The 24,496-nt window shown below is 72.0% G+C and carries 24 protein-coding genes; 10 read left to right on the top strand and 14 right to left on the bottom strand.

Annotation, left to right across the window (positions count from 1 at the left end; all coding sequences use genetic code 11):
• Nucleotides 1–28: 28 nt before the first annotated feature.
• The 5 genes from QYS60_RS04445 to QYS60_RS04425 all read right to left on the bottom strand — a co-directional run bounded on the left by QYS60_RS04445 (nucleotide 29) and on the right by QYS60_RS04425 (nucleotide 4,221).
• On the bottom strand, nucleotides 29–844 hold the full coding sequence (locus QYS60_RS04445; protein WP_371382531.1) for a hypothetical protein: 816 nt from the start codon (nucleotides 842–844) through the stop codon (nucleotides 29–31).
• Nucleotides 841–1,857 carry a 16S rRNA (cytosine(1402)-N(4))-methyltransferase RsmH gene (gene rsmH, locus QYS60_RS04440; RefSeq protein WP_371382530.1) on the bottom strand — a complete coding sequence of 339 codons (1,017 nt, stop codon included), beginning with the start codon at nucleotides 1,855–1,857 and terminating at the stop codon, nucleotides 841–843. The genes QYS60_RS04445 and rsmH overlap by 4 nt, the downstream gene beginning before the upstream one ends.
• Nucleotides 1,858–2,110: 253 nt before the next feature.
• Nucleotides 2,111–2,542, bottom strand: a complete 432-nt coding sequence (mraZ, locus tag QYS60_RS04435; RefSeq protein WP_054373681.1) for a division/cell wall cluster transcriptional repressor MraZ — start codon at nucleotides 2,540–2,542, stop codon at nucleotides 2,111–2,113.
• Between the two features lie 519 nt (nucleotides 2,543–3,061).
• Nucleotides 3,062–3,478, bottom strand: coding sequence for a DUF3040 domain-containing protein (locus tag QYS60_RS04430; protein WP_040780784.1), 417 nt, complete (start codon nucleotides 3,476–3,478; stop codon nucleotides 3,062–3,064).
• Nucleotides 3,479–3,696: 218 nt separating this feature from the next.
• Nucleotides 3,697–4,221, bottom strand: a complete 525-nt coding sequence (locus QYS60_RS04425) for an SAV_6107 family HEPN domain-containing protein (RefSeq protein WP_371382529.1) — start codon at nucleotides 4,219–4,221, stop codon at nucleotides 3,697–3,699.
• A gap of 178 nt (nucleotides 4,222–4,399) precedes the next feature.
• Here QYS60_RS04425 and QYS60_RS04420 point away from each other — a divergent pair, with 178 nt between their 5' ends.
• Genes QYS60_RS04420 through QYS60_RS04400 form a run of 5 tightly spaced genes read left to right on the top strand, consistent with a single transcriptional unit; the run spans nucleotide 4,400 to nucleotide 9,272 of the window.
• Nucleotides 4,400–4,999 (top strand): N-acetyltransferase, encoded by a 600-nt coding sequence (locus QYS60_RS04420; RefSeq protein ID WP_003934149.1) that lies wholly within the window; start codon nucleotides 4,400–4,402, stop codon nucleotides 4,997–4,999.
• Nucleotides 5,000–5,009: 10 nt separating this feature from the next.
• Nucleotides 5,010–6,599: an NAD(P)/FAD-dependent oxidoreductase gene (locus QYS60_RS04415; RefSeq protein ID WP_289381066.1), complete on the top strand. Its 1,590-nt coding sequence runs from the start codon at nucleotides 5,010–5,012 to the stop codon at nucleotides 6,597–6,599.
• On the top strand, nucleotides 6,596–7,402 hold the full coding sequence (locus tag QYS60_RS04410; protein ID WP_371382528.1) for a carotenoid biosynthesis protein: 807 nt from the start codon (nucleotides 6,596–6,598) through the stop codon (nucleotides 7,400–7,402). Before QYS60_RS04415 ends, QYS60_RS04410 begins: the two co-directional genes overlap by 4 nt.
• A 31-nt stretch (nucleotides 7,403–7,433) precedes the next feature.
• Nucleotides 7,434–8,135 (top strand): hypothetical protein, encoded by a 702-nt coding sequence (locus QYS60_RS04405; RefSeq protein ID WP_003934146.1) that lies wholly within the window; start codon nucleotides 7,434–7,436, stop codon nucleotides 8,133–8,135.
• Nucleotides 8,136–8,138: 3 nt separating this feature from the next.
• On the top strand, nucleotides 8,139–9,272 hold the full coding sequence (locus tag QYS60_RS04400) for a glycosyltransferase family 2 protein (RefSeq protein ID WP_371382527.1): 1,134 nt from the start codon (nucleotides 8,139–8,141) through the stop codon (nucleotides 9,270–9,272).
• A gap of 51 nt (nucleotides 9,273–9,323) precedes the next feature.
• Here QYS60_RS04400 and metF read toward each other — a convergent pair whose 3' ends face one another.
• Nucleotides 9,324–10,292, bottom strand: a complete 969-nt coding sequence (gene metF, locus QYS60_RS04395; RefSeq protein WP_193788786.1) for a methylenetetrahydrofolate reductase [NAD(P)H] — start codon at nucleotides 10,290–10,292, stop codon at nucleotides 9,324–9,326.
• Nucleotides 10,293–10,499: 207 nt separating this feature from the next.
• Here metF and QYS60_RS04390 point away from each other — a divergent pair, with 207 nt between their 5' ends.
• From QYS60_RS04390 to QYS60_RS04375, 4 genes are all read left to right on the top strand, one after another.
• Complete coding sequence (locus QYS60_RS04390) at nucleotides 10,500–11,546, top strand: polyprenyl synthetase family protein (RefSeq protein ID WP_371382568.1); 1,047 nt, start codon at nucleotides 10,500–10,502, stop codon at nucleotides 11,544–11,546.
• Nucleotides 11,546–13,078 (top strand): phytoene desaturase family protein, encoded by a 1,533-nt coding sequence (crtI, locus tag QYS60_RS04385; protein WP_003934142.1) that lies wholly within the window; start codon nucleotides 11,546–11,548, stop codon nucleotides 13,076–13,078. The genes QYS60_RS04390 and crtI overlap by 1 nt, the downstream gene beginning before the upstream one ends.
• Before the next feature lie 116 nt (nucleotides 13,079–13,194).
• Entirely contained in the window at nucleotides 13,195–14,847 is a 1,653-nt protein-coding gene (locus QYS60_RS04380) for an alpha-(1->6)-mannopyranosyltransferase A (RefSeq protein WP_371382526.1), read from the top strand.
• A complete protein-coding gene (locus QYS60_RS04375; protein WP_371382525.1) occupies nucleotides 14,844–15,752 on the top strand; it encodes a phytoene/squalene synthase family protein in 909 nt (302 codons plus the stop codon). Before QYS60_RS04380 ends, QYS60_RS04375 begins: the two co-directional genes overlap by 4 nt.
• Before the next feature lie 22 nt (nucleotides 15,753–15,774).
• On the opposite strand, the gene QYS60_RS04370 is transcribed toward QYS60_RS04375, so the two are convergent.
• Nucleotides 15,775–16,146 (bottom strand): Rv2175c family DNA-binding protein, encoded by a 372-nt coding sequence (locus tag QYS60_RS04370; protein ID WP_371382524.1) that lies wholly within the window; start codon nucleotides 16,144–16,146, stop codon nucleotides 15,775–15,777.
• Nucleotides 16,147–16,432: 286 nt separating this feature from the next.
• Here QYS60_RS04370 and pknB point away from each other — a divergent pair, with 286 nt between their 5' ends.
• Entirely contained in the window at nucleotides 16,433–18,433 is a 2,001-nt protein-coding gene (gene pknB, locus QYS60_RS04365) for a Stk1 family PASTA domain-containing Ser/Thr kinase (protein WP_289381059.1), read from the top strand.
• A gap of 21 nt (nucleotides 18,434–18,454) precedes the next feature.
• On the opposite strand, the gene QYS60_RS04360 is transcribed toward pknB, so the two are convergent.
• From QYS60_RS04360 to QYS60_RS04330, 7 genes are all read right to left on the bottom strand, one after another.
• Nucleotides 18,455–19,840, bottom strand: coding sequence for a class II 3-deoxy-7-phosphoheptulonate synthase (locus QYS60_RS04360; protein ID WP_003934137.1), 1,386 nt, complete (start codon nucleotides 19,838–19,840; stop codon nucleotides 18,455–18,457).
• Nucleotides 19,841–19,930: 90 nt separating this feature from the next.
• Entirely contained in the window at nucleotides 19,931–20,422 is a 492-nt protein-coding gene (locus QYS60_RS04355) for a polyadenylate-specific 3'-exoribonuclease AS (RefSeq protein ID WP_003934136.1), read from the bottom strand.
• 83 nt (nucleotides 20,423–20,505) lie between these two features.
• Nucleotides 20,506–21,243: a 1-acyl-sn-glycerol-3-phosphate acyltransferase gene (locus QYS60_RS04350; RefSeq protein ID WP_003934135.1), complete on the bottom strand. Its 738-nt coding sequence runs from the start codon at nucleotides 21,241–21,243 to the stop codon at nucleotides 20,506–20,508.
• A gap of 132 nt (nucleotides 21,244–21,375) precedes the next feature.
• A complete protein-coding gene (locus QYS60_RS04345; RefSeq protein WP_003934134.1) occupies nucleotides 21,376–22,350 on the bottom strand; it encodes an ROK family protein in 975 nt (324 codons plus the stop codon).
• 13 nt (nucleotides 22,351–22,363) lie between these two features.
• On the bottom strand, nucleotides 22,364–22,798 hold the full coding sequence (locus tag QYS60_RS04340) for a hypothetical protein (protein WP_371382523.1): 435 nt from the start codon (nucleotides 22,796–22,798) through the stop codon (nucleotides 22,364–22,366).
• Nucleotides 22,795–24,015, bottom strand: a complete 1,221-nt coding sequence (locus tag QYS60_RS04335) for an ArsA family ATPase (RefSeq protein WP_371382522.1) — start codon at nucleotides 24,013–24,015, stop codon at nucleotides 22,795–22,797. The genes QYS60_RS04340 and QYS60_RS04335 overlap by 4 nt, the downstream gene beginning before the upstream one ends.
• Before the next feature lie 32 nt (nucleotides 24,016–24,047).
• Nucleotides 24,048–24,485, bottom strand: a complete 438-nt coding sequence (locus QYS60_RS04330; protein ID WP_003934131.1) for an SRPBCC family protein — start codon at nucleotides 24,483–24,485, stop codon at nucleotides 24,048–24,050.
• Nucleotides 24,486–24,496 lie beyond the last annotated feature (11 nt).

Here is a 24,496-nt window from a genome sequence, read left to right as displayed (position 1 = left end):
GGCCGGGAAGACGGTGGGGTCCCTCGCCTCACCGGCGCCCGTCCTCGGCTTGCGTCGCAGGGGTCACGGGCACCAATTGTTCCGGCTGACCGGGCGCGGCCCCGGCATTGCCGGGCGACGGCGTGGCGTTCTCGGGTGCCGGGGCAGATTCGGCGGGCGGCGGAGTGGCGTTCTCGGGTGCCGGGGCAGATTCGGCGGGCGGCGGAGTGAGTGGGGATGTCGTCGCGGTAGGAGCCTCGCCGGTGGCGGCACCCGAGGGCGCGGCGGACCGATCGGCGCCGGACGACGGGGTCACCGGTCGCGGATTCTCGCTGCCCGCGCTACCCGCGAGGGGCGGAAGCTGCGCCCGGGCCCGGTCACCGGGGGACGGCGGGGTCAGCGGCGCGGCCGGAGCCCCCTCCGCGGGTGCGGGCGTTCCCACCACCTGTACCCCGCCGTCGTCCCCGACGACGAGGCGTGCGACCTCGCCGGTGGGGATCATGCCGAGCTTCGCGGCCTGCATCGCCAGCACCGGCGCCGAATTACCGGCCTGGACGTCGCGTTGCAGGACGGCGCGCTCCTGGACGAGGCGCTGGTTGTAGTCGCGTGCGGCACTGAGCTGGTAGGAGTCCTCCGCGGCGCGCGTGGTCAACAGCAGGGTCACGGCCATGCCGATCCCGAGGAGAGCGATGATGGTGGCCACGAACGGAATTCGCGCCGCCACCCGAGCGCCGCGGCGTGCCGGGGCGGGAGTCGCCGGCTCCGCGCCCAGATGCGCCGTACGTCGGCTGCGCCGCTGATAGGCGCGCTGCGCAGCCGTCGATCGCGCCGGCCGGCGAGCAGGTGCTGCCACCTGTACGGTCATCGGTACCTCCTGGCGATTCGTTCCGCAGCACGCAGGCGCACCGGCGCCGAACGCGGATTTGCCTCGATCTCCTGCTCCGTCGCCCGTTCCGCCCCGCGGGTGAGCATCCACAACTCCGGCCCGGTACCCGGGAGTTCCACCGGGAGCCCCTCGGGACTCTTCGACTTCGTCAGCGGCGTGAGAATCTGCTTGACCACGCGATCCTCGAGGGACTGGTACGACATGAACACCACCCGTCCCCCGACGGCGAGCGCCTCCAGGGCGTCCGGGATCGCGGCGCGCAGCGAGTCGAGTTCGCCGTTGACCTCGACGCGCAGCGCCTGGAAAGTGCGCTTGGCGGGATGCCCGCCGGTACGGCGGGACGCGGCCGGGATGGTCCGGTAGAGCAACTCCACCAGCTCCCCGCTCGTGCGCAACGGCGCCTTCGCCCGCTGCCGAACGATCTCCGAGGCGATCTTCCCGGCGAACCGCTCCTCCCCGTAGGTGCTGAGGATGCGGGCGAGGTCGCCGTGGCTGTAGGTGTTGAGGACGTCGGCCGCGGTGATTCCCGTGGTGGGGTCCATGCGCATGTCCAGCGGGGCGTCGCGGGAGTAGGCGAAGCCCCGCTCGGCCTCGTCGAGTTGCATCGAGGACACGCCGAGGTCGAACAGGATCGCATGGACGGATCCGACCCGATCCAGTCCGCAGGACGCGAGGGCGTCGGCGATGCCGTCGTAGCGGGTGTGCACGAACTGCGTACGGCCGGCGTACGGCGCGAGCCGCCGGCGGGCGACGGCGAGCGCGTCGGGATCGCGATCGAGTCCGATCAGGTGCGCGCCCGGATAGGTACGCAGGAAGTGCTCGGAGTGTCCGCCGAGACCGAGGGTGGCGTCCACGTAGATCGCGCCTGCACCGGCGGCTTCGAGGGCGGGGCCGAGCAACTCGTCGGCTCGGTCGAGCAGAACCGGGATATGACCGAAGCTCTCCGGACTCGCGGCCTCCGGGACTGCCGCCGCGTCCTGCCCCTCCGCCATTCTTCCTCCGGTTGTCCTGCTCGGTTCGTGGGCGATCGGATCGTGGCTTCGGTCGGGGCGTCGCGGCTGGGTCCGGAGACGACCGCGGCGAATGCATCGAGGTCTCTGTCCGAACTGGAAACCTGGCGTTGGGGAAGTACGTCAGGGTTCCGTTTCACGAACCTGGCACTGGGGAAGTGTGTCAGGGTCGCTGTCGGGCAGAGGCCTCGCGGCACTCGCCGCGGTGGCGCTACGGTCGTTGCTGCGGTTCCGGTCACAGAATGTCGTGCAGGGCCTCGTCTCTCGCTTCCGAAAATTCTTCCTCGTGCTCGGCGAGGTACTGCTCCCACGCCGCCGCGTCCCAGATCTCCAGGTGCTTGACGGCACCGATCACGACGCAGTCCTTCGTGAGTCCCGCGTACCTGCGGTGGGCCGCGGACAGGGTGATCCGGCCCTGCGCATCGGGACGTTGCTCGTCGGTTCCCGCCGCCAGGCTCCGGAGGAACGCCCGGGCCTGCGGATTGCTCCGCGAAGCCGCGGCGGCACGCTCGGCGAGGGCGGCGAACTCGTCGCGAGGGAAGACGGAAAGGCTGTGGTCCTGACCCTTCGTGATCATCAGCCCTCCCGCCAGTTCGTCTCGGTACTTGGCAGGCAGCGTGAGCCGCCCCTTGTCGTCCAGCTTGGGCGTGTGGGTACCGAGGAACACTCGACACCCCCCGCCACGCCCCGGCCGGACCCTGTCCTTTGCTCGACGGAGGAACCCCTCCGCCGCGACCCACACTACCCCACTTTCCCCCACGTTCAACCGCTTACGCGCCGCCGCGCGGCGCCGTTTTTCGACTGTCCGCAGTTCAGGGCGGGTGGGGCAGAGTGGGCGAGGGCGACGAGGCAGTGCCGCCGTGCCGCGGGAGGCAGTGCCGCCGTGCCGCGGGAGGCAGTGCCGCCGTGCCGCGGAAGACGGGTCCCCGTCGCGCGACGACGAACTCGGGCCCGGGAGAACACCCTGGTCGCCTCGCCTCGACCGGCGCCTCACCGGATCAGGGCACGACGGTGGGTCGTGGTGGGGCACGACGGTGGGGGGCGGTGGGGCACGACGGTGGGGGGCGGTGGGGCACGACGGTGGGGGGCGGTGGGGCCCGGTGTGCCGCGCGCCGGGAAAAGCCGAACGGCGCGCCCCGGCAACCGGGACGCGCCGTTCCTGAGAACTCGCGTGAAGTACTGCGCGCTACTCCTGCTCGAAACGCCGGCGGAAGCGGTCCTCCATCCTCTTGCTGAACCCTCCGCCGGACTTGCGGCCGCCGCGGGGTCTACCTTCCGCGGAACCGCGACCTGTTCCGCGGGGACCGTCGCCGGCGCCTGGACCGCGCTTGCCTCCGAGGAGGAGCAGGACCCCCGCGCCGAACATGACGATGAATCCGACGAGACTGATGATCGGGAACCCGCCCGGCTTCACCGGGAGGGCGACGCCTGCGATCAGCAACGCCAAACCCAGTGCGAACAACGCGCCGGCCTGGAGCCGACGCCGACTGGACGCCATCCCCATCCGGCTTCCCCGGACGGTAGAGGCGAACTTGGGATCCTCAGCATAGAGCGCGCTCTCGATCTGTTCGAGCATGCGCTGCTCGTGCTCGGAGAGTGGCACGGTACCTCCCCCGGCACTAAACGGTGGCCGCCGGATCTGCGGTCCAGATCGACGGGGGGCCGACTTTGACGGCCGCCTGGCTCAATAATACGAGTACATCCCGGCGGGGACCACAAACTGCGGATTCGAGTTCGATCACGGTTCCGAAGGACCTGCGTACGAGGGGCCGACGGACCCGGCCCGGGCCGTCGAACGACCCGGGCTGCGTCCCGCACCGATCAGGCGGTGCGGCGGCCGGCTCCCGACCCCGGGTCTGCGCCCCCCGACCGGCCGTCCGCGCCGGTCAGGTAGTCCTCGACCTCGTGGAGGAAACGGCCCACCTCGTCGTAGAAGCGGCTCGCCTCGTCGGCAGGCACGGAGCGGGTGACCCCCGCCTCGATCGCCGCGCGGGTGTCGGAACGATCGGCGAAGAAGTCGGCCCAGACCGCGAACCCCGGCTCCGCGCGCGCCATGAGCACCCACGCGTTGCGGGTGCGGGGACGACGCACCGGTCGGACCGCCCGCAGCTCGGCCCCGGCGAGTACGGCCCCGGCCCCGCGCAGCGCGGCGAGATACGCCAGATGGAACCGCTCGGACGGTTCCGGGGTGCCGGCGGCGGCCGAGAGCAGCTCGTCCGCGCGGTCGAGCAAGGTTGCGGCGCGCGAGGACACCGGGCGGGCGGCGCAGTCCGGACGGCCGACGGCCCGCGGACCGGTCGCGCCCGACGGTGCAGCAGCCGACTGTGTGGTTCGTGCCGCGATCATCACTCCGAACACCTCCCTGCACCCCGCCGGGCACCGGCCGGGTCACGGCCCCGGCGATCCGGCGATGTTCGCTTCCCTCGAACATCGCCGGATCCCCGGTATCGAACATCCGTTCGACGTATTCAATATAGCTGCACCTACCGACACACAGTCAAGGGAAGGCGGTCCACTCCCCGTCATGAGTACGGATGCGAGCCCGCGGGGCGCGGCACCGATCGTCGTCGATCTCTCCGCCGCCGAGTTCCGCGCGCGGCTGCCCGAGGTGCTGCCCATCTACGTGGCCGCGATGCGATACCCGCGCGGCACCGAGTACCACCGCGCGCCCATGTGGTCCGAGCACTCCGCCCGCCCGGGATGGAAGGCCGTCGCGGCGGCTCTACCGGAGGAACCGTCGACGCTCGTCGCGATCGCCTACGGCTATTGCGGGTCACCGCATCAGTGGTGGAACCAGCAGGTGCGGACCGGGATGCGCCATGCCGGCTACCCGCCGGAGACGATCGACGCCGTCCTCGGCGACTACTTCGAACTGACCGAGCTGCACGTGCGGCCGGACGCCCAGGGGCACCGTATCGGCGAGGCGCTCCTGCGCCGGCTCCTGAGCGGCCGCCCCGAGCGCACGGTGCTGCTGTCGACTCCCGAGACGCCCGGCGAGGACAACCGGGCCTGGCGGCTGTACCGGCGATTCGGGTTCCGCGACGTCGTCCGCAACTTCCGGTTCACCGGGGACGCCCGTCCCTTCGCCGTCCTGGGCCGGGACCTTCCGCTCGAAGGTCCGTAGCGTGGACGGGGTGATCGATGCCGTCGTAGTGGGTTCCGGGCACAACGCCCTGGTGAGCGCGTGCTACCTGGCCCGCGCGGGCCGGTCCGTGGAGGTGCTCGAGCGGGACACCGTGCTCGGTGGCGCCGTGTCGACCGTGGAACGCTTCCCGGGCCACGCGGTCGACCGCGGCTCGTCGGCCCACGTCATGATCCGGCACACCGGCATCGTCGAGGAACTCGATCTGGCCGCGCACGGCCTGCGCTATGTCGACTGCGACCCGTGGGCGTTCGCCCCGGCCCCGGCGGGCAGCGACCGCCCGGGGATCGTCTTCCATCGCGATCTCGACCGCACCTGCCGATCCGTCGAGGCGGCGTGCGGTCCACGCGAGGCCGACGCCTACCGCCGCTTCGTGACGGTGTGGGGTCCGCGCAGCGCCCGGGTGATGCGCTCGTTCTCGGTGCCACCGACCGGCCGGCACCTGCTCTCGTCCTTCTGGGGTCTGGACACCGGCAGCGGCGGCAGTGACCTCTCCCGCCAGTTCCTCGGCACCGGCGACGCCCTCCTCGACGAGTACTTCGACGACGAGCCGCTCAAGGCCGCCCTCGCCTGGTTCGGTGCCCAGTCCGGTCCCCCGATGTCCGAGCCCGGCACTGCGCCCATGGTCGGCTTCGCGGCATTGATGCACACTCTGCCGCCCGGCCGGGCGGTCGGCGGGAGCGGCGCGCTGACCCGGGCCCTGGCCGCCCGCCTCGGGTCCGACGGTGGGGCCGTCACCCTCGGCGACGCCGTCACCGAGATCCGCCGCGCCGGGGACGGCTGGGCGGTGCGCACCGACTCCGGACGTGTCGTCACCGCACGCACCGTGATCGCCGGCTGTCACGTGCTGACCACGTTCGATCTGCTCGAACGCGGCGGATTCGACCGCGCCCGCCTCGACGCGTGGCGGCGCCGGATCCGCGTCGGCCCGGGCATCGGCATGGTGGTACGCCTGGCGACCGACGCGCTGCCCCGGTATCCGAGCGGGCCCGCCGATGCCGCCGAGGCCGTGCGCGGCCTGCAACTGCTCGTCGAGGACCGGGCCCGGCTCCGGCTCGCGCACGGCGCCGCCCTGGCGGGGGAACTGCCGCCGCGGCCGGCCGTGCTGGCCATGAGTTTCACGGCGCTCGATCCGTCGATCGCCCCGCCCGGCGAACACCAGGTGACCCTGTGGTCGCAGTGGCACCCGTACCGGCTCTCCGGCGACCGGCAGTGGTCCGCGCTGGCCGAGCCGGAGACGGACCGGATCGTCGCCGAGATGGAGCGGTTCGCGCCCGGCTTCGCCGGCTCCGTCCGGCACCGGCACATCCAGACCCCGCACGAGATCGAACGCGAACTGGGTCTGATCGGCGGCAATGTCATGCATGTGGAGATGTCGCTGGACCAGATGTTCATGTGGCGGCCGCTGCCGGAGCTGTCCGGGCACCGGGTCCCGGGCGCCGACGGTGTCTATCTGACCGGCGCGTCCACCCATCCCGGGGGCGGGGTCTCCGGCGCGAGCGGGCGCGCCGCCGCGCAACTGGCGCTCGCCGATTCCGCGGGTGGCCCTGTGCGCCGCGCGCTGGGGCGGTGGCGTCGATGAATCGGCTGCCCGTCGTTCTCGCCGGTTGTGCGATCGCCGCGCAGATCGCGTACCCGCTGACCTCCGGCCAGGCCCGCGATCTCGTCACCGTCGCCGTGGTCACCCTTCTGGCGGCCGCCGGGCTCGCGCACGCGGCTGCGCGACGCGGCGCGGTCTGGACCGCCGGGTTCTTCGCGATCACGGCAGGGATCGGGTTCGCATCCGAGGTGGTGGGCACGGCGACCGGGTACCCGTACGGTTGCTATGCGTACGCCGCCGACCGGCTCGGTCCCCCGCTGTTCGACGTGCCTCTCGTGGTGCCGCTCGCCTGGACCGCGGGGATGTACCCGGTCTGGTACGTGGCGTCGCTGCTCGCCGCGCGCAGCGGGATCTCGCGGCCGGACGGGAACCGCGAGCGGGTGACTCGCATCGCGCTCACCACGGTGGGCATGGTCGGCTGGGACCTGTACCTCGACCCGCAGATGGTCTCCGACGGCCAATGGAGCTGGTGCAACGGCGGCGGTCTGCCCGGTCTCGAGCAGATCCCGCTCACCAACTACCTCGGCTGGATCGTCGTCGCCACGCTGATGGCCGTGGGATTGGACCTGCTCGACCGGACCGGACCGGTACAGCCGGGCACCGACACCGTCCCCCTGGTGCTGTTCGTGTGGACGTGGCTCGGGTCGGCGCTCGCCCACAGCGTCTTCCTGGGCGCGCCGGAGCTGAAGTACTCGGCTCTCTACGGGTCGGCGGTCATGAGCGTGCTCGGCATCCCGCTGCTGTGGTCCCTGCGGCGACGCGCCGGGACCGGGGCTCGCGTCTGACACGTCACCCCGCTCCTGGCACGATGTCGCTGTGCAGCCGCCCACCTCGCCCCGCTCCCGCCGACGGTCCCTCGCGGCGGCGGCGCTCCTGCTCCTGCTCGTCCCCGCCCTCGCCGGCTGCCTGCGGGTGCAGGCGACGATGGGGGTCTCGGCCGACGACCGTGTCTCCGGGCAGATCGTGGCCGCGACGATCCCCGCCGACGAGAACGACAAGGGACCGCAACTGACGGCTCCCGGCTCTCTCGCCGGCAAGGTCCGCGTGCAGGAGTACGACCAGGACGGGTACGTCGGTAGCCAGGTGTTCTTCAGTGATCTGAGCTTCGGGGACGTGCAACAGCTGGGGTCGATGTCGGACCAGACCTCGGGCACCTTCCAGCTCGCGCTGCAGCGCGCCGGTGACCTGGTGAGCGTCAACGGCAAGGTCGACCTCGAGTCGGTGCCGGTCCAGGGCACCGACGTGCAGATCACGATCGCGTTCCCGGCCCGGGTCGCGACGACCAACGGCAACCGTGAATCCGACTCGATCGTCACGTGGAAGCTGCCGGCCGGTGAGGTGAGTACGTTGCGCGCCGAGGTCCGCTACGCCGATCCGAACACCAGGGGGTTCGCCGGCTGGGCGGGCATCGTCGCCGGCGTCACGATCGGTGTCGCGGCGATCATCGGAGTACTCGCCTGGATGAACCGCAACCCCGCGCCCGCGCGACGCAGCCGCGACGACGCGACGGCGTCGTAGGCGATGCGGGCGCTGGTCGGCGTCGTCCGCGCCGGGGCCGTCGCCGCGACCCTGGGAGCCGCCGTCGCCGTCGCCAATCGCCTCACCCTGCCCCGGCTCGCCCCCGGCGATGTCGTCGACGAACCGGTGACGGTGATCGTCCCCGCCCGCAACGAAGCCCGTCGCCTACCTCGTCTCGTCGCGGATCTGCGCGCCCAGCGCGGTCTGCGCCGACTGCGGGTGGTGATCTTCGACGACGACTCGGTCGACGGCACGGCCGAGGCGGCCCGGCTGGCAGCCGGGGAGGATCCCCACGTCACGGTGATGCGTTCGACCGCGTCGCCACCACCCGGGTGGACGGGCAAGGCCGCGGCATGCGCACGTGCCTACACCGCCACCGATCCGTCCGGCGTGGTCGCCTTCGTCGACGCGGACGTGCGGTTGGCCCCGGACGCGGTGGCGTCCGCGGTGACTGTGCTGAGGGACCGCGGGGCCGACCTGCTCACCCCGTGGCCCTTCCAGCAGGCCGGCTCCACCGCCGAGCAGCTCGTGCAGCCGCTGCTGTTCTGGTCCTGGTTCGCGACGCTGCCGATCGCGGTGTCCCACCGCTCGAACCGGCCGTCCACCGCGGTCTCGTGCGGACAGTTCCTCGTGTTCGACGCACAGGCGTACGCCGCGGTCGGCGGGCACGTCGCGGTGGCGTCCAGTCCCACCGAGGACCTCGACCTCGCCCGGGCCCTGCGCCGGGCCGGGCGGCGCACGATGGTGGCCGCGGCCGGCAACGTCGTGTCCTGCCGGATGTACGAGGGCGCTGCGCCCTTGCGGGCCGGGTACACGCGCTGGCTGTGGTCGGCGTTCGGTTCCCCCGCCGGATCTGGGGCGGTGCTCGTCGCTGCCGCGGTGACCTACGTGCTGCCGCCCGTGGCAGCGGTGCTCGGCCGCGGCCCGGCCCGGCGCTGGGGGGTCGTGGGCACCGCCGCGGCGGTCGTTTCCCGGACCGTGGCCCGCGCGACCGAACGCGGCGGCCTCGACCCGTCCGATCTGGCGGCCGCCTGCACCCACCCCTTCGCGGTGGGCGGGTTCGCGGCGCTGACGATCGACTCGCTCCGCGCGCGGCGCACCGGCCGGCTCGGCTGGAAGGACCGGCCCCTGCCCTGAGTCGTCTGTCCTGAGTCGTCCGGCCTGAGCGCCCCGCCCAGAGCGCCCGGGTCAGACCGCCGTGGGCACCGCGATGCCGAGGCGGGCGAGCACCTCGCGGGTAGCCCGCGCGAAGTTCAGGGTGATGAAGTGCAGGCAGGGCGCGCCCTCGGCGATGAGTCGCTCCGCCATCTCGGTGGCGACGTCGATGCCCACTTCGCGCACGGCGGCACGGTCCTCCTCCGGGCCGTTCCCGGCGGCCCGGACGAGGCGCTCCTCGAGGGTGGCCGGCAGCTTCGACCCGGACAGCTCCAGGCTGCGCCGCGCCGTGCGCAACGACGTGATCGGCATGATCTCCGGGATGATCGGCTTGGCTCCCTGTTCCGGGTCGTAGGCCACGACTCGGTCCCGCAGCCGCAGGTAGTCCTCGACGTCGAAGAACATCTGGGTGATCGAGTACTCGGCGCCCGCGCGCAGCTTGTGGACGAGATACCGCGTGTCGTGCTCGAGGTCCGGGGAGCGGTGGTGCGCCTCGGGGAACGACGCCACTCCGACGTGAAAGTCACCGAGGTCGCGGACCAATCGGACGAGTTCCTCCGCGTACTCGAGCCCCTGCGGGTGCCGGGTCCATTCGCCCAGCGGATTTCCCGGCGGGTCACCTCGCAACGCCAGGATGTTGGTGATGCCACGATCGGCGTAGGCACCGACCATGGCACGAAGTTCGTCGACGCTGTGCCCGACGGCGGTCAGATGCGCCACCGGCAGGAGCGTGGTTTCCTCCGCCAGCTCACCGGTGACCCGCACGGTGCGGTCCCGGGTGGAACCACCGGCTCCGTACGTCATCGACACGAAGGCCGGGCCGAGGCGTTCGAACTCGCGCACGGCACGCCACAGGCGCGCCTCGGCGTCGGCGTCGCGCGGCGGGGAGAACTCCACCGAGAACGGGATTCGCGCGCCGCGGGGCGCACGGAGACGGTCCACCACCGACGGCGTACGGGATTCTCCACCGCCGACCGGCCCGCTGTCGGAATCGAATGTCACCCGACCAGCATAGGGGCACGTCGGAGCGGGCCGAACGGGGGCGAGGCCCCCGGCCGCCGGATAGGGTGGGCGCGGGTGCACTCGGCGCGTTTCGTTGCGCGATCGGGCCGCACCCGCCGTCGCCCGACGGGCCCGTCCACACACGACCAGGAGGACGCCCTGTTCACCGGATCCGAACCCGTGCCCGCCGCCTTGTTTCCCGATCTCGTGGAGGGCGCCCTGCGCGACTTCTTCGTCTCGCGGATCGAACTCGTCGAACCGATCGGCGGCGGCTACCCCGAGGCCGTCACGGCACTCGAATCCTTCGTGCTTCGCGGCGGCAAGCGGGTGCGTCCGGCGTTCGCGTGGAACGGCTGGATCGGCGCCGGCGGTGACCCCTCCGGTCTCGACGCGCCCGCGGTGCTGCGAGCCTGTTCGGCACTCGAACTGATCCAGGCCTGCGCTCTGGTGCACGACGACATCATCGATGAATCCACCACCCGCCGCGGCTTCCCGACCGTGCACGTCGAGTTCGCCGACCGGCACCGCGCATCGGGCTGGCGGGGCCGGCCCGAGCAGTTCGGCACCGCCGTGGCCATCCTCCTCGGTGACCTCGCTCTGGCCTGGGCCGACGACATGGTTCGGGAAGCCGGACTGGATTCGGCCACGACCGCGCGGATCGCACCGGTGTGGTCGGCGATGCGCACCGAGGTCCTCGGCGGGCAGTTCCTCGACATCGCAGGCGAGGTGTCGGCCGACGAATCCGTGCCCGCGGCGATGCGGGTCAACCGGTTCAAGACCGCCGCGTACACGATCGAACGGCCGTTGCATCTCGGCGCCGCGCTCGCCGGTGCCGACGACGCCCTGATCGCCGCCTACCGGGAGTTCGGCACCGACGTCGGGCTCGCCTTCCAGCTCCGCGACGACCTCCTCGGCGTGTTCGGAGATCCGGAGGTCACCGGCAAACCGTCCGGCGACGACCTGCGGTCGGGCAAACGAACCGTGCTGTACGCGCTGGCCCTGGAATCCGCCGACGCCCGTGACCCCGAGGCCGCCCGGTTGCTGCGCGAGAGCATCGGCTCGGACCTGTCCGACGCGGACGTCGAGAAATTGCGGATGGTCATCACCGACCTCGGGGCCGTGGACCGGGTGGAGCGGCGCATCGCCGCGCTCACCGACGCAGCGCTGGCGACGCTGGACGGCTCGAGCGCGACGGACGAGGGCAAGGCCCGTCTGCGGGCGGCGGCGCTCGACGCGACGCGGCGGGCCGCCTGATGCGCACCGTGAAGGACGCCGAGCGCGTCGTCGTCGTGGGGGCCGGGCTCGCCGGGCTCTCGACCGCGCTGTATCTGCTCGGCGCCGGGCGCAAGGTGACCGTCCTCGAACGCGAGACGACCGTCGGCGGCCGGGTGGGAGTGCACGCAGGACCCGGTTACGAGATCGACAACGGCGCCACCGTGCTCACCATGCCGGAACTCATCGCGGACGCGTTGGCGGCCGTCGGCGCCGACTTCGAGTCCGTCACCCCGGCGGTACGGCTGAGTCGGCTCGCCCCGGCGTACCACGCACGGTTCGCCGACGGCACGACCCTGGACGTGCACACCGATCCGGACGCGATGGTCGCCGAGATCACCCGGGTGTGCGGAGCCGACGAGGCGCGGCGCTATCTTCGGCTGCGCTCCTGGCTCGCGGAGATCTTCGACGCCGAGTTCGACCGGTTCATGGCCGGGAACTTCGACTCCCCCCTCGACCTGGTCGCTTCCCCCGCGGCGGCGCGCGACCTGGCGACGCTGCTCCGTCTGGGCGGGTTCGGCCGGTTGGGGGCCCAGGTGAACCGCCGGATCACCGACCCGCGGTTGCGCCGCGTGTTCACTTTCCAGGCGTTGTACGCGGGTGTCGCACCCGCCCGGGCGCTGGCGGTGTACGGCGCCATCGCCCACATGGACACGTCCCTCGGCGTGTACTCGGTGGAGGGTGGCATGCGGGTGCTGGCCCGCGCGATGGCCGACGCGATCGTCACTGCCGGCGGGGAACTGCGCCTCGGCACCGAGGTCACGGGTCTGGACTTCGACGGCCGCACGGCCACCGCCGTCCGCACCGCCTCGGGGGAACGCGTGCCGTGCGACGCCGTGGTGCTGAGCCCGGACCTGCCGGTCGTGGACAGGCTGCTGCCGCCACGCCGGCGGCGCCGTGTGCTCGCGTCACCGTCGGCGGTGGTGCTGCACGGGAGCGTGCCGTCCACCGTTGCCGCGCGTTGGCCTGCGACCCACCACCACACCATCGACTTCGGTGCGTCGTGGGAGGAGACGTTCGCCGAGATCAGCGCGGGACGCGGCCGCGGCCGGCTCATGAGCGACCCTTCGCTGCTGATCACCCGGCCCGCGTTGAGCGACCCGGGTCAGGGCTTCGTCCGCGACGGCGTGCGGCACGAGCCGCTGTCGGTGCTCGCGCCGTGCCCCAACCTGGACAGCGCCCCGTACGACTGGTCCGCGCTGGCCGACCCGTACGCCGCCGAACTGCTCGCCGTCCTCGGCCGGCGCGGATACGACGGCGTCGCCGACGAGTTCCGCATCGACCACATCGACACCCCGGCCACCTGGCAGGCCCGGGGCATGCTGGCGGGCAGCCCGTTCTCCGGGGCGCACGTCTTCCGGCAGACCGGACCGTTCCGGCGGCGGAACCTGGATCCACGCCATCCCAACGTCGTGCTCGCGGGCTCCGGGACCGTGCCGGGGGTGGGCGTGCCGACGGTCGTGTTGTCGGGCCGGCTCGCGGCCGAGCGGCTCGGTGTCCGCACCGCGCGGTGAGTGGTGGACCGCGGACGGTTGCGGCTGAACTAAACTGTCACCTCGTTCACCTGTCCGCCCGCGCCGCGCCCGGGCCCCGCACCGTCCACGACTTCCCGGGGGAGGAACTCGCAACCATGTCGTCCCCTGCCCCTTCCGACGCTGCTCCACAGCATCCGTCGGGACCGCAGCGCCCGCCGGAATCGCAACGTCCGCCGGAAGCACAGCGCCCGCCGGAAGCACAGCGCCCGCCGGAAGCACAGCCTGCCGGCTCGAAGCCCGCACGGAGCAGACCCGGCGATTTCCTCCGGAGCCCGGCCGGCAATGCGGGCATGCTGGGCACCCTCGGCGCCGCCTTCGTCACGTTCGGCGGATTCGGGGCCGGAAGCGTCCGGCGGCAGGACCCGCTGCTCGAGGAGCTGTACCTGTCCTGGTTGCGGTTCGGGCACGGCCTGCTGCTCTCGACGATCCTGATCTGGGCCGGTGTCCTGCTGATGATCGCGGCCTGGGTGCGGCTGGGCCGCAGCACCCTCTCCGGGCACGTGACGCTGCGCGAGCTGTGGACGGTGCTGCCCATGTGGGTGGCACCGTTGCTGATGGCCCCGCCGATGTTCAGCCGCGACGCCTACTCCTACCTCGCCCAGGGGGCGATGCTGCGCGACGGCTTCGACCCGTACCTCGACGGCCCGGTAGTCAACCCGGGTGTGCTGCTCGACAACGTGAGCAACGTGTGGAAGACGACCACCACCCCGTACGGTCCGGTGCACCTGCTGCTCGGCGCGGGCATCACGTCGCTCACCGGTGACGACGTCGTCACCGGTACCTGGTTGCTGCGGCTGACGATGCTGCCGGGTCTGGTGCTCACCGCGTGGGCCGTGCCGAAGCTCGCGCGCCGGCTCGGCGGCAACCCCCGCATCGCCCTGTGGCTGGCGGTGCTCAACCCGCTGATCCTGATCCACCTCATCGGCGGTGTGCACAACGAGATGCTGATGGTCGGGTTCATGATCGCCGGCATCGTGCTCGTGCTCGAGGGCCGGCACGTCGGCGGCATCGCACTCGTGTCCGTCGGTGCCGCGGTCAAGGCGTCGGCGGGAATCGCGCTGCCCTTCCTGGTGTGGATCTGGATGCTGCACGAACGGGACCGGGCGCGGGCGCAGGGCCGCGAACCGGCGTCGCCGATCGTGCTGTTCGGGAAGACCGCGGGCGCGGGGCTGCTGGTGTTCGCGGCCGTATTCGGGGCGGCTTCGGCGCTCGCGGGCGTCGGTATCGGCTGGCTGACGGCCTTGTCCGGCTCGTCGAAGATCATCAACTGGCTGTCGTTGCCGACGATCATGGCGCACGCCGTCACATGGTTCACGCCGTGGCAGCTGGGGTCGATCCTGGACGTCACCCGGATGCTCTGCGCCGTGGCGTTGCTGGTGATCATGGTGGTGACGTGGTGGCGGTTCCGGCGCACCGAGCGCGATGCCGTACTCGGCATCGTGATCACGCTGACCGCGATCACGGTGCTTTCGCCGGCCGCCCTGCCGTGGTACTACTCGTGGCCGCTCGCGGTGGCGGCGGGCTTCACCCTGTCGACGACCACGTTGGCGGTGCTCGTGGGCCTGTCGACCTGGCTGATGCTGATCTTCAACCCCGACGGCTCGATCGGCATGTACAACATCGCCCATGTGCTCCTGGCTGTGGTCGCCTCGGTGATCGCCGCCGCGTCGCTGCGTACCGTCGACCCGCTTCGGCTGCGCGCACGACGGGAACCACCCGTCCCCGCCGTCCACCCCGATCCGAGGTGACCGTGTCCGAGACCGACGCAGGATTCCGCTACTGCGAGGAGCTGGCGGCCACGCACGGCCGGACGTACTATCTCGCCACCCGTCTCCTGCCCCGGCCACGACGGTCGGCGGTCCACGCCCTCTACGGGTTCGCTCGTCTCGTCGACGACATCGTCGACGTGACCGCCGTCGACGACCCGGCCGGCGCCGCCCGGCAGGTGACCGAAACGGAGCGCCGGCTGCACGCCGCACTTGCGGGCGACCCCGGGCCGGCGGATGCGACCGGGTTGGTCGTGGGGGCGCTGGCCGAGACCATCCGGCGCTACGAGCTGCCCCTGGAGTACTTCGAGGCGTTCGTCCGGTCGATGCGGATGGACATTCCCGGCACCCCCGAGTTCCGCGCGCGCTACGACGACATGCCGCAGCTGCGGGAGTACATGTACGGTTCGGCGGCGGTCATCGGACTGCAGTTGCTGCCCGTGTTCGAGGTCGCCGACATCGACGCGGCCGCACCCTATGCAGCGGCGCTCGGAGAAGCCTTCCAGCTCACGAACTTCATCCGGGATGTGGGCGAGGACCTCGACCGGGGGCGCACCTACCTGCCGGCCGACACGTGGGCCGCTTTCGGGGTCGATGTCGCGCTGCTCGAGCACGGCCGGCGCACCGGCGGGACCCCGGATCCGCGGGTGCGCCGGGCACTGGCCCATTTCGTGGCGCTCACGCGGGCGGAGTACCGGCGAGCCGAGCCGGGTCTGGCGCTGCTGCCGGATCGGATCCGGCCCGGCATCCGCACCGCCTTCGCGCTCTACGGCGGAATCCTCGACGAGGTCGAGCGCAGCGGCTACCGCGTCCTCGACGAGCGCGCCGTGGTCCCCGGCCGGCGCCGTGCGCGGGTTGCGCTGACCCAGCTGGTCCGCCTGCGCTGAGCGGCCGGAGCCGGAACCGGAGTCAGAAGCCGAGTGCCTGCGCCCGGCGCATGACCTCCCGCCTCGCGTGGGTGTGCATCGCCGCGGCCGGGGAGCCGCCCGTGAGCGTGTCGTCCTCCCGGAACATCCAGTTCAGGATCTCGTCGTCCCGGAATCCTCCGTCGTGCAGTACCGCGATGAGACCGGGGATGCCCGCGAGTATCCGACCGTCCTCGTCGAAGAATGCCGCGGGCACCGCCAGCACGCCGTCCCGCTTGATCGCCAGGAGTTGGCGGTCGCGCAGCAGCTGGTGGACCCGGGTGATCACCAGACCGAGCTGCTTCGCCACGTCGACCAGCTGAAGCACGGGTACGGAGCGGTCGAGGACGTCTTCGCTGTAAGGGATAGCACTCACACGGTCAACGTTATCGGGTCCGTGGCGGCGGGCCGTCGACGGCCGCGCAGGTGTCACCGCGGCGAGCCGCGCCCGTGTCACCGCGGCGAGCCGCGCCCCTGTCACCGCGGCGAGCCGCGCCCCTGTCACCGCGGCGAGCCGCGCCTCTGTCACCGCGGCGAGCTACGGGCGGGCACCGGGCGGTTCGTGCGCTGGCTACGATCGACAGAGGCGAACCCGGCGGCATTCCCGTCGTGCGCCGCACCTGACGCAGCAAGACGACGGCACGGACACGGGGGTACACCGGGTGAGCTCTGGAGGCGACCGCCTGATCGGCGCGGTGCTCGAACGGCGCTACCGCATCGAGGCACCGATCGCCCGCGGTGGCATGTCCATCGTGTACCGAGGTACGGACCTGCGACTCGACCGTCCGGTGGCGGTGAAGGTCATGGATCCGCAGTTCGCGGCCGATCCCCAGTTCCTCGCTCGGTTCGAGTTCGAGGCGCGCTCGGTGGCGCGGTTGACCCATCCGGGCCTGGTCGCGGTGTACGACCAGGGGCAGGACGGGGATCACGTCTTCCTGGTGATGGAGCTGGTCGAGGGCGGCACGCTGCGCGAACTGCTGCGCGAGCGGGGTCCGATGCCGCCGCATGCGGCGGCGGCCGTCGCGGCGCCGGTGCTGGGAGCGCTCGCGGTGGCGCACCGCGCCGGCCTGGTGCACCGTGACGTCAAACCGGAGAATGTGCTGATCTCCGATGCCGGGGAGGTGAAGATCGCCGATTTCGGCCTGGTGCGGGCGGTCGCCGCGGCGACGACGACGTCGCGCAGTGTCATCCTGGGTACCGCCGCATATCTGTCGCCGGAACAGGTGACCACGGGCACCGCGGACGCACGCAGCGACGTGTACGCGACCGGGATCCTGCTGTTCGAGATGCTGACCGGCCGCACCCCGTTCACCGGCGACACGTCGCTCTCGGTGGCCTACCAACGGGTCGATCGGGACGTCCCGGATCCCGGTGCCCTCATCGACGGCGTCCCGGAGCAGTTCGACGAGCTCGTCCGGCACGCCACCGAACGGGAGCCCGGTGAACGGTTCCCGGATGCGGGGGCGATGGCCGCCGCGCTGAGCGAGGTCTGCGATGCCCTGGCGTTGCCCCGCTACCGGGTGCCCGCTCCGCAGCGGTCCGCGCAGCATCGTTCGGCGGCCGCGGAACCGGTGACGGCCGCGGTGAACCCCGCGCCGCCGACGGTGGCCGTGCGCGCCGCGGCACCGCCGTCGCGACCGCTGCCACCGCCGACGGCGCCGGGACTCGCTGCCCAGGTCTCCCCCGCCGGCCCGCAGCACACCAAGGTCGTCACCCAGCAACACCCGCGTGCCGAGACGTCGGGACTCCGGGCCGAGCCTGCTGATTTCGCCGCCGAGCACCGACGGAACCGGCGGACGACGCTGCTGTGGCTGCTGGCGATCCTGCTCCTGGCGCTGGCCGTCGGTTTCGGCGGATGGTGGCTCGGATCCGGGCGGATGACCACCGTCCCGAGCGTCCTCGGGGTCGATCGGGACACCGCCCTCACGGCCCTGCAGGCCGCAGACGTGAACCCCGAGGTACGAGGGGAGTACTCCGACGACGCCTCCGTCGACACCGTGCTCGGTACCGACCCGGAGGCCGGCAGCCGCGTCGCCCGGGGTGACGATGTCGTGCTGCTCGTCTCGCTGGGCCGGCCGACCGTGCCCACGATCGTCGGTGACGGTGACCGCGACGTCGTGGAACAGGAGTTGCGCAACCGGACCTTCGTTCCGGTGGACGGTGGCTCCGCCTACAGCACGGCCGTCGAGGAGGGCGGGGTCGCTGCGCTCGACCCGGCACCGGGCACGGTCCTTCCGGTGGGGGCGGAAGTCGCGGTGATCATCAGCAAGGGGTCGCCGCCGGTGGATGTGCCCGACGTCGCGGGCCGCACTGTCGACGAGGCCCGGCGGGCCCTGGACACGGTGGGACTCACGGTGCGCGAGACGCGGGAGGTGTTCGATGCGGACGTCGATGCGGGACGGGTCGTCGGCACCGACCCGGCGATCGGGAACCGGGTCAACGCCGGCGGCAGCGTCACGCTGATGGTGTCGAATGCGGTGAAGGTGCCCTCACTGCTGGGTCGCACGGTCGCGGCGGCGCGCGACGAACTCGGCCGGCTCGGTCTGGACGTCGAGGTGCGGCAGTTCGCAGGCTCCGACCGGTCGGTGGTGATCGGTCAGAGCCCGGGTGCGGGCGACCGGGTCGAGCCGGGCGGCACGGTGACGCTCACTGCCCTGCCCTGAGACCCGGCCGCCGCGCCCCGGTCAGCCGCGGAGCATCTCCGCGACCAGGAACGCCAGCTCGAGGGACTGCTGGGTGTTCAGACGGGGGTCGCACGCCGTCTCGTAGCGTCCGTGCAGGTCGATGTCGGAGATGTCCTGCGCGCCGCCGAGGCATTCGGTGACGTCCTCACCGGTGAGTTCGATGTGGATGCCGCCCGGGTGCGTGCCGAGTGCATTGTGCACCTCGAAGAAGCCCTGCACCTCGTCGACGATCCGGTCGAAGTGCCGCGTCTTGTAGCCCGTGGACGCCTCGTGCGTGTTGCCGTGCATCGGGTCGCACTGCCAGATGACCTGGTGTCCGGTCGCCTCCACCTTCGCGATGATCGCGGGCAGCAGATCGCGCACCTTCGCGTGCCCCATCCGGGAAATGAGGGTCAGCCGGCCCGGCTTGTTGGTGGGATCGAGCCGCTCGACGTACTCCGCCGCCATCTCGGGCGTGGTGCTGGGACCGATCTTCAGGCCGATCGGGTTGGCCAGCAGCTCGGCGAAGGCGATGTGGGCGCCGTCGAGCTGACGGGTGCGGTCACCGATCCACAGGAAGTGCGCCGACAGGTCGTACAGCCGGGGGTGCCCGTCGGTGTTGTCGAGCCGCAGCATTGCCCGCTCGTAGTCGAGGACCAGCGCCTCGTGGCTGGCGTAGATGGTGGCGGCCTTCAGATTGGGGTCCACGACGCCGCACGCGTCCATGAAACGCAGACCGCGGTCGATCTCGGAGGCGAGGGCCTCGTACCGCGCCCCGGCCGGGGACGAGGCGACGAACTCCCGGTTCCAATCGTGGACTCGGTGCAGGTCCGCCTCGCCGGCGGCGGTGATGGCCCGGACCAGGTTCATCGCGGCGCTGGCGTTGGCGTAGGCGCGGATGAGCCGGGACGGATCGTGTGCGCGCACGGCGGCGTCGGCGACGAGGGAGTTGATCATGTCGCCCCGGTACGACTGCAGCCCGAGCGCATCGATGTCCGAGGAGCGCGGTTTGGCGTACTGCCCGGCGATCCGCGCGACCTTCACGACCGGCAGCGACGCACCATAGGTCAGCACGACGGCCATCTGCAGCAGCGTGCGGATGTTGGCCTTGATGTGCGGCTCGGTGTTGTCGGCGAAGGTCTCGGCGCAGTCGCCGCCCTGGAGCAGGAAGGCTTCGCCGCGCGCGACCGCGGCGAGGTGGTTCTGCAGCTCCTCGACCTCGCGGGCCACGGTGATCGGCGGCACGCTCTCGAGCACGGTGCGCATCGCCGACGCCTGGTCCTCGGGCCAGCTCGGCTGCTGCAGGGCGGGCTTGGCCAGGGCCGCGTCCAGCCGTTCGCGCAGCTCGGCAGGGAGCGGCGGAAGGGTCGGCAAGCGGTCGATCGGCACATCGACAGTCCAGTTCACACCATCAGGATATGGCCCCGGCGTGACGACGGATACGCACCCCCGGGTAGGTCGACGCCACACCCCCCGCGCCGACCCCGGCGCGGGGCCTCAGCGGTACCGCCGCGCGGCCTCGATGGCCTCGAACTTGGCGAGATTGTGACGCGCGTCGGCGAGGGCGTCGTGATTGTCGTCGGGTGCGGCCGGCAGCGGCGGCCTGCCGTACTGCTCCCAGTGCTGGCGCAGTTCGCGGGTGAACTTGGGCAGCGCGTCGGGTAGTTCCGGCATCGTGCCCCAGAGCTGGACGAGCGCGACGTGATCGTAGGCCCCGAGCCAGGCCCACAGTTCGGGCTGGATGCCGGGCCGTGGGATCAGGAAGGACAGCAGTTCGTCGCGGATGCGGCTCCGGGACTTCCAGGCGGGGTGCGCGGGGGGCGGCAGCTTCGGCAGCACGTTCCGGCGCACCCACGGCCCGGCCCGCTCGGGATCGAACTCGGTCGACACCGCATAGAATTCGCGCCCGTCCTCGCAGGCGACACCGATCGACACGAGCTCGATGGTGCGACCATCCTCGATGAACTCGCAGTCGTAGAAGTAACGCACGTGCGCACATTATGCCCGGCCCCGGCCGGGCTGGTGTCGCCGGCGCCCGGCCCCGGCCGGGCTGGTGCCGCCGGCGCCCGGCGTCAGCCGGCCTGCGTGTCGGGCAGGCGGTCCGCGTCGGCTGCTGCGGCGGCCGCGTCCTCCTCGGCGGGCCGGTTCTTCAGGGTGGCCGCGTAGATGTCGACGTACTGCTGGTCCGACAGGCGCATCAGCGCGTACATCACCTCGTCGGTGACGGTGCGCTCGACGAATCGGTTGCCGCTCATGCCCTCGAAGCGGGAGAAGTCGATCGGTTCGCCGATCCGCACCGTCACCTTGGCCGGCTTCCACATCTTCGACCCGATGGGGTTCATCTCGTCGGTGCCGATCATCGCCACGGGAATCACTTTGACGCCGGTCTGCAGGGCGAGCCTTGCGATGCCGGTCTTGCCCTTGTAGAGGCGCCCGTCCGGCGACCGGGTGCCCTCCGGGTAGATGCCGAGCAGCTTGCCCTGGGAGAGGACGCGGACACCGGCGTTGAGGGCGTCCTGCGCCGCGTCGGCGCCGGTGCGGTCGATCGGGACCTGGCCGACCGCGGAGAAGAACCAGCGTTGGAACCGGCCTTTGAACCCGGTGCCGGTGAAGTACTCGCTCTTGGCGAGGAAGGTGATGCGGCGCCGTACGACGAGGGGAAGGAAGAAGGAGTCGAGGACGGCTTTGTGGTTACTGGCGAGGATCGCGGGGCCGTCGGCCGGGATGTTCTCCGCGCCTTCGATTTTCGGCCGCCCCATGAGCCAGAGCAGCGGCCCCAGCAGGACGTACTTGAAAAGCCAATACCACATGGCGTCCTTCCCCGTCTTCGAAACGCGCAGGCAGACCGTGCCTGCCGGTCGACTCTACGACGGCGGGGTGTTGCCGTGCACACCGTGGCACGCCGCGGTCCCGGCTCACACGGGGGGGACGTGACGAGCATCTCAATCATTCGGTCCGTTTCGTCCGGACCGGTGCCGGGCGAGGTCGGCTGCGCCCACCAGGCCGGCGGCGTCGCCGAGGTGTGCGGCCCGGACCCGTGCGAGCGGCCGGTGGCCCCGGCCGGTCAGGGCCGCCGCGTAGTGCCCTCGGGCGTCGTCGAGGAACAGGGACGCCGATCCCGACACCCCGCCGGCGACCACGACCAGTTCCGGGTCGAAGACGTCGGCGACCATGGCCAGGCCGAGTCCGAGCCAGCGGGCGAACTCGGCCATCGCCGCGACGGCGAGCGGGTCGCCGTCCTGCGCGGCTCCGGCGATCCGTCGTCCGGTCAGCGCGCCGGGGTCCGCCGCGACGTCGCGGGTGAGCTGGGAGGCCCGATCCGGGCCTGCGGCGAGCAACTCGATCGCGGTGTCCACGAGCGCGGTGCCACTGCAGTACCGCTCCCAGCAGCCGCGCTTTCCGCACGCGCAGGGCCGTCCGTCGGGAACCACCTGTAGGTGCCCGAGTTCGGGAGCAATGCCGTGCGCGCCCCGGAACAGCACACCGTCCAGCAGCAGGGCGGCGCCGATGCCGGTGCCGACGGCGACCAGCACCGTCGTCCCGACACCCGCAGCGGCACCGAACCGGTACTCGGCCCACGCGGCCGCGTTGGCGTCGTGCTCGAGAACCACCGGCAGGCCGATCCGAGCACTCATCCGCTCCGCCACGGGCACGTCCGCCCACGGCAGATGCGGGGCGTAGCGGACGACGCGACGGTCGGCGGTGAGGAACCCGGCGACGGCGAGACCGACGGCGGTGACTTCGTTGCGGCCCGCCAGGAGGGCGACGGTGCGGTCGAGGGCGTCGTCGAGGGCACGGCCCGAATGCGGGGTCGGCGCCCGGACGGTGTCGACGACGGTGCCGGTACCGTCGACGACGGCCGCGCGGATGCTGGTGCCGCCCACGTCGATTCCGATCGTGAGTCGATCCGTGCTCACGGCGCGGGTCCGATCAGCGTCGGATCGTGACCGAGATCGGCACGAACGTGCCGTTGCGGCCGGCCGGGGGCGGGTCCTGCGGACCGGGTGCGTCGGGGGCGGGGCCTCGGGGCGGAAGGTACCGGGCGAGCAGGTCCCGCAACAGCGCGATCAGGGCCGCGATCTGGGTCGCGAGCCGGGTGAGGAGCTCGTGCGGCTCACCTCGGACGGCGGCCGCCACGGCGCACAGCGGGCACCAGCTGCACGCACTCGCCGCCGAGGCGGACGCGTCCGTCGCGTGCCCGGTCGCCGCGTCGGGCGACACCGGCCGGGACGCCGCGTCGGGCTCCGGCGGCCGGGGGGACGACTCCGGCTCGGCGAATCGCTGCACCGTCTGCTCGAGCCGGTCGAGGACGGCGTCGGCCAGCGCCCGCAGTTCGGTGACGAGGACGTCGTGGTCGGCGCTCATTGCGGCCACACCGCGGGATCGGGACGGAACCGCACCAGCAGGTCCGATCCCTCGAACTCGGCGCCGGCGACCGTGCAGCGCCGCAGACCGGACGCGAGCCGCACCCGGCGGCGCATGCCGTCGGCACCGATCACCAGGTCGTCGTCGACCCGGCCGAGCGTCAGCGATGCCGCATCTGCCAGCGGCAGATGCATCCGCATCGTGTACACCGCATCCACCCCTGTCCCCGATTCACGCTGGACCCGCACCGGCCCGAGACCGGCATCCTCCCGCGCGAGCGGTGCTGCACCGTCCGGGTACAGCGACTCCGCGAGCGCCGCCAGAGAGGCCAACCCTACCGGTTCGGCACACCGCTGTTCGCACTCGACCACGGTGACGTCGCCGAGGGTCGCCGCGAGCTCGGCCACGATCCGGCGCTGTCCTTCGCGCTGCTCGGCGAGCCAGGCCGCGGCGGGTCCGGACTCGTCTGCCGGCAGGTCCGGGACGATCCGGTTGAGGATCACGCGTTCCAGCCGCAGCCCGGCCAGGGCCGTCCAGGACCGGAGACGTTGCGCTTCGGCGATGCCGAGCCGATCGGCGGTGGCGACGAGGTCGACTCGGGTGCGCGTGTGGTCGGCGAGCAGATCCTGCACGGTCGTGACGTGTTCGACGACGCGGTCGACGAGTGCCACGACCAGGGCGAGGCGCGGGTCGGCCCCGGTCGCCGCGACGATCCGGCTGTGCCGGGGCCAGATCCGCTCGATGTACTCCGAGACCGTCGCCGGCGCGGCGAGCATGCGGAAGGCGTCCGCGGACGCGGGCAGATCGACGAGCACCTCACCCCAGCGTCCCGAGTCGGCCAGGCGGGCCACCTCGCCGAGGGCGAGGATCTCCTGTGCGCCGGGCAGGCCGGTGAGTTCCTCGGCCGCGGGGATCCCGAACCGGTCACCGTGCCCGTGGGCACCGCCCGCGGCGGCGAGAGCGGTCAGGAGCGCGAAGCGCTGCTCGAGCAGCGCGAGCGAATCGATTTCCAGGGCGTCGAGACCGTCGGCGACCGGCACGATGCGGGCGTCGACGGACCCCGCCGACGCCGGATCGACCGTGAGGACGTCCGTCAGCGAGTGCGCCTGATCGAGCGAGACGACGAGGGTGGGAAGTCCGGAGCGAGCAGCCGCGAGGGCGGTGGCCGCCGCGAGGGTCGTCTTCCCGGCGCCGCCCTTGCCGACGAACAACCGCACGGCGGCGGGACCGGGCCGCCCGGCGTGCCCGCTCAGCCTTCCACCCGCTTCTTGAGTTCCTTCAGTGCGGTGTCGGTGATCACCTTCTCGGCTTTCCGTTTGAACAGTCCGATCATCGGGATGGTCAGGTCCACCGTCAGCTCGTAGTACACGGTGGTGCCGCCCTCCGGCGCTTCGGTGAGGATGTAGGAACCGAACTGGGCCTTCTGGATCTCCCCCGCGACGAGTTCCCAGCTGACCGACCGGCCGTCCGGAGCCCACTGGTAGACCAGCTCGTACGTGTCGCGCACCACGCCTGCGTCGAGCACGAACCGGACCCGCTCGGCGCGTCCTCCGGACTCGACGGCGAGCACTTCCACGGATTTCGCTGCCGAGACCCAGGTCGGGTACGCGTCGAAATCGGCGATCACGGCCATCACCCGATCGGACGGAGCATCGATGGTGATCGACCGTTTGGTCTTCTCGGCCATGCGACGAACGC

Origin of the sequence: Rhodococcus sp. GXMU-t2271 (assembly GCF_041414735.1) — a bacterium.
GTDB classification, from domain to species: Bacteria; Actinomycetota; Actinomycetes; order Mycobacteriales; family Mycobacteriaceae; genus Rhodococcus; species Rhodococcus indonesiensis.
The sequence above is the reverse complement of the archived record's forward strand: the minus strand, read 5'-3'. Positions and strand labels throughout refer to the sequence as shown.

Coding starts and splice junctions, on each gene's coding strand:
- QYS60_RS04445 (WP_371382531.1), bottom strand. CDS start 844: ATGACCGTACAGGTGGCAGCACCTGCTCGCCGGCCGGCGCGATCGACG.
- rsmH (WP_371382530.1), bottom strand. CDS start 1,857: ATGGCGGAGGGGCAGGACGCGGCGGCAGTCCCGGAGGCCGCGAGTCCG.
- QYS60_RS04425 (WP_371382529.1), bottom strand. CDS start 4,221: ATGATCGCGGCACGAACCACACAGTCGGCTGCTGCACCGTCGGGCGCG.
- QYS60_RS04420 (WP_003934149.1), top strand. CDS start 4,400: ATGAGTACGGATGCGAGCCCGCGGGGCGCGGCACCGATCGTCGTCGAT.
- QYS60_RS04410 (WP_371382528.1), top strand. CDS start 6,596: ATGAATCGGCTGCCCGTCGTTCTCGCCGGTTGTGCGATCGCCGCGCAG.
- QYS60_RS04400 (WP_371382527.1), top strand. CDS start 8,139: ATGCGGGCGCTGGTCGGCGTCGTCCGCGCCGGGGCCGTCGCCGCGACC.
- crtI (WP_003934142.1), top strand. CDS start 11,546: ATGCGCACCGTGAAGGACGCCGAGCGCGTCGTCGTCGTGGGGGCCGGG.
- QYS60_RS04380 (WP_371382526.1), top strand. CDS start 13,195: ATGTCGTCCCCTGCCCCTTCCGACGCTGCTCCACAGCATCCGTCGGGA.
- QYS60_RS04350 (WP_003934135.1), bottom strand. CDS start 21,243: ATGTGGTATTGGCTTTTCAAGTACGTCCTGCTGGGGCCGCTGCTCTGG.
- QYS60_RS04340 (WP_371382523.1), bottom strand. CDS start 22,798: ATGAGCGCCGACCACGACGTCCTCGTCACCGAACTGCGGGCGCTGGCC.
- QYS60_RS04330 (WP_003934131.1), bottom strand. CDS start 24,485: ATGGCCGAGAAGACCAAACGGTCGATCACCATCGATGCTCCGTCCGAT.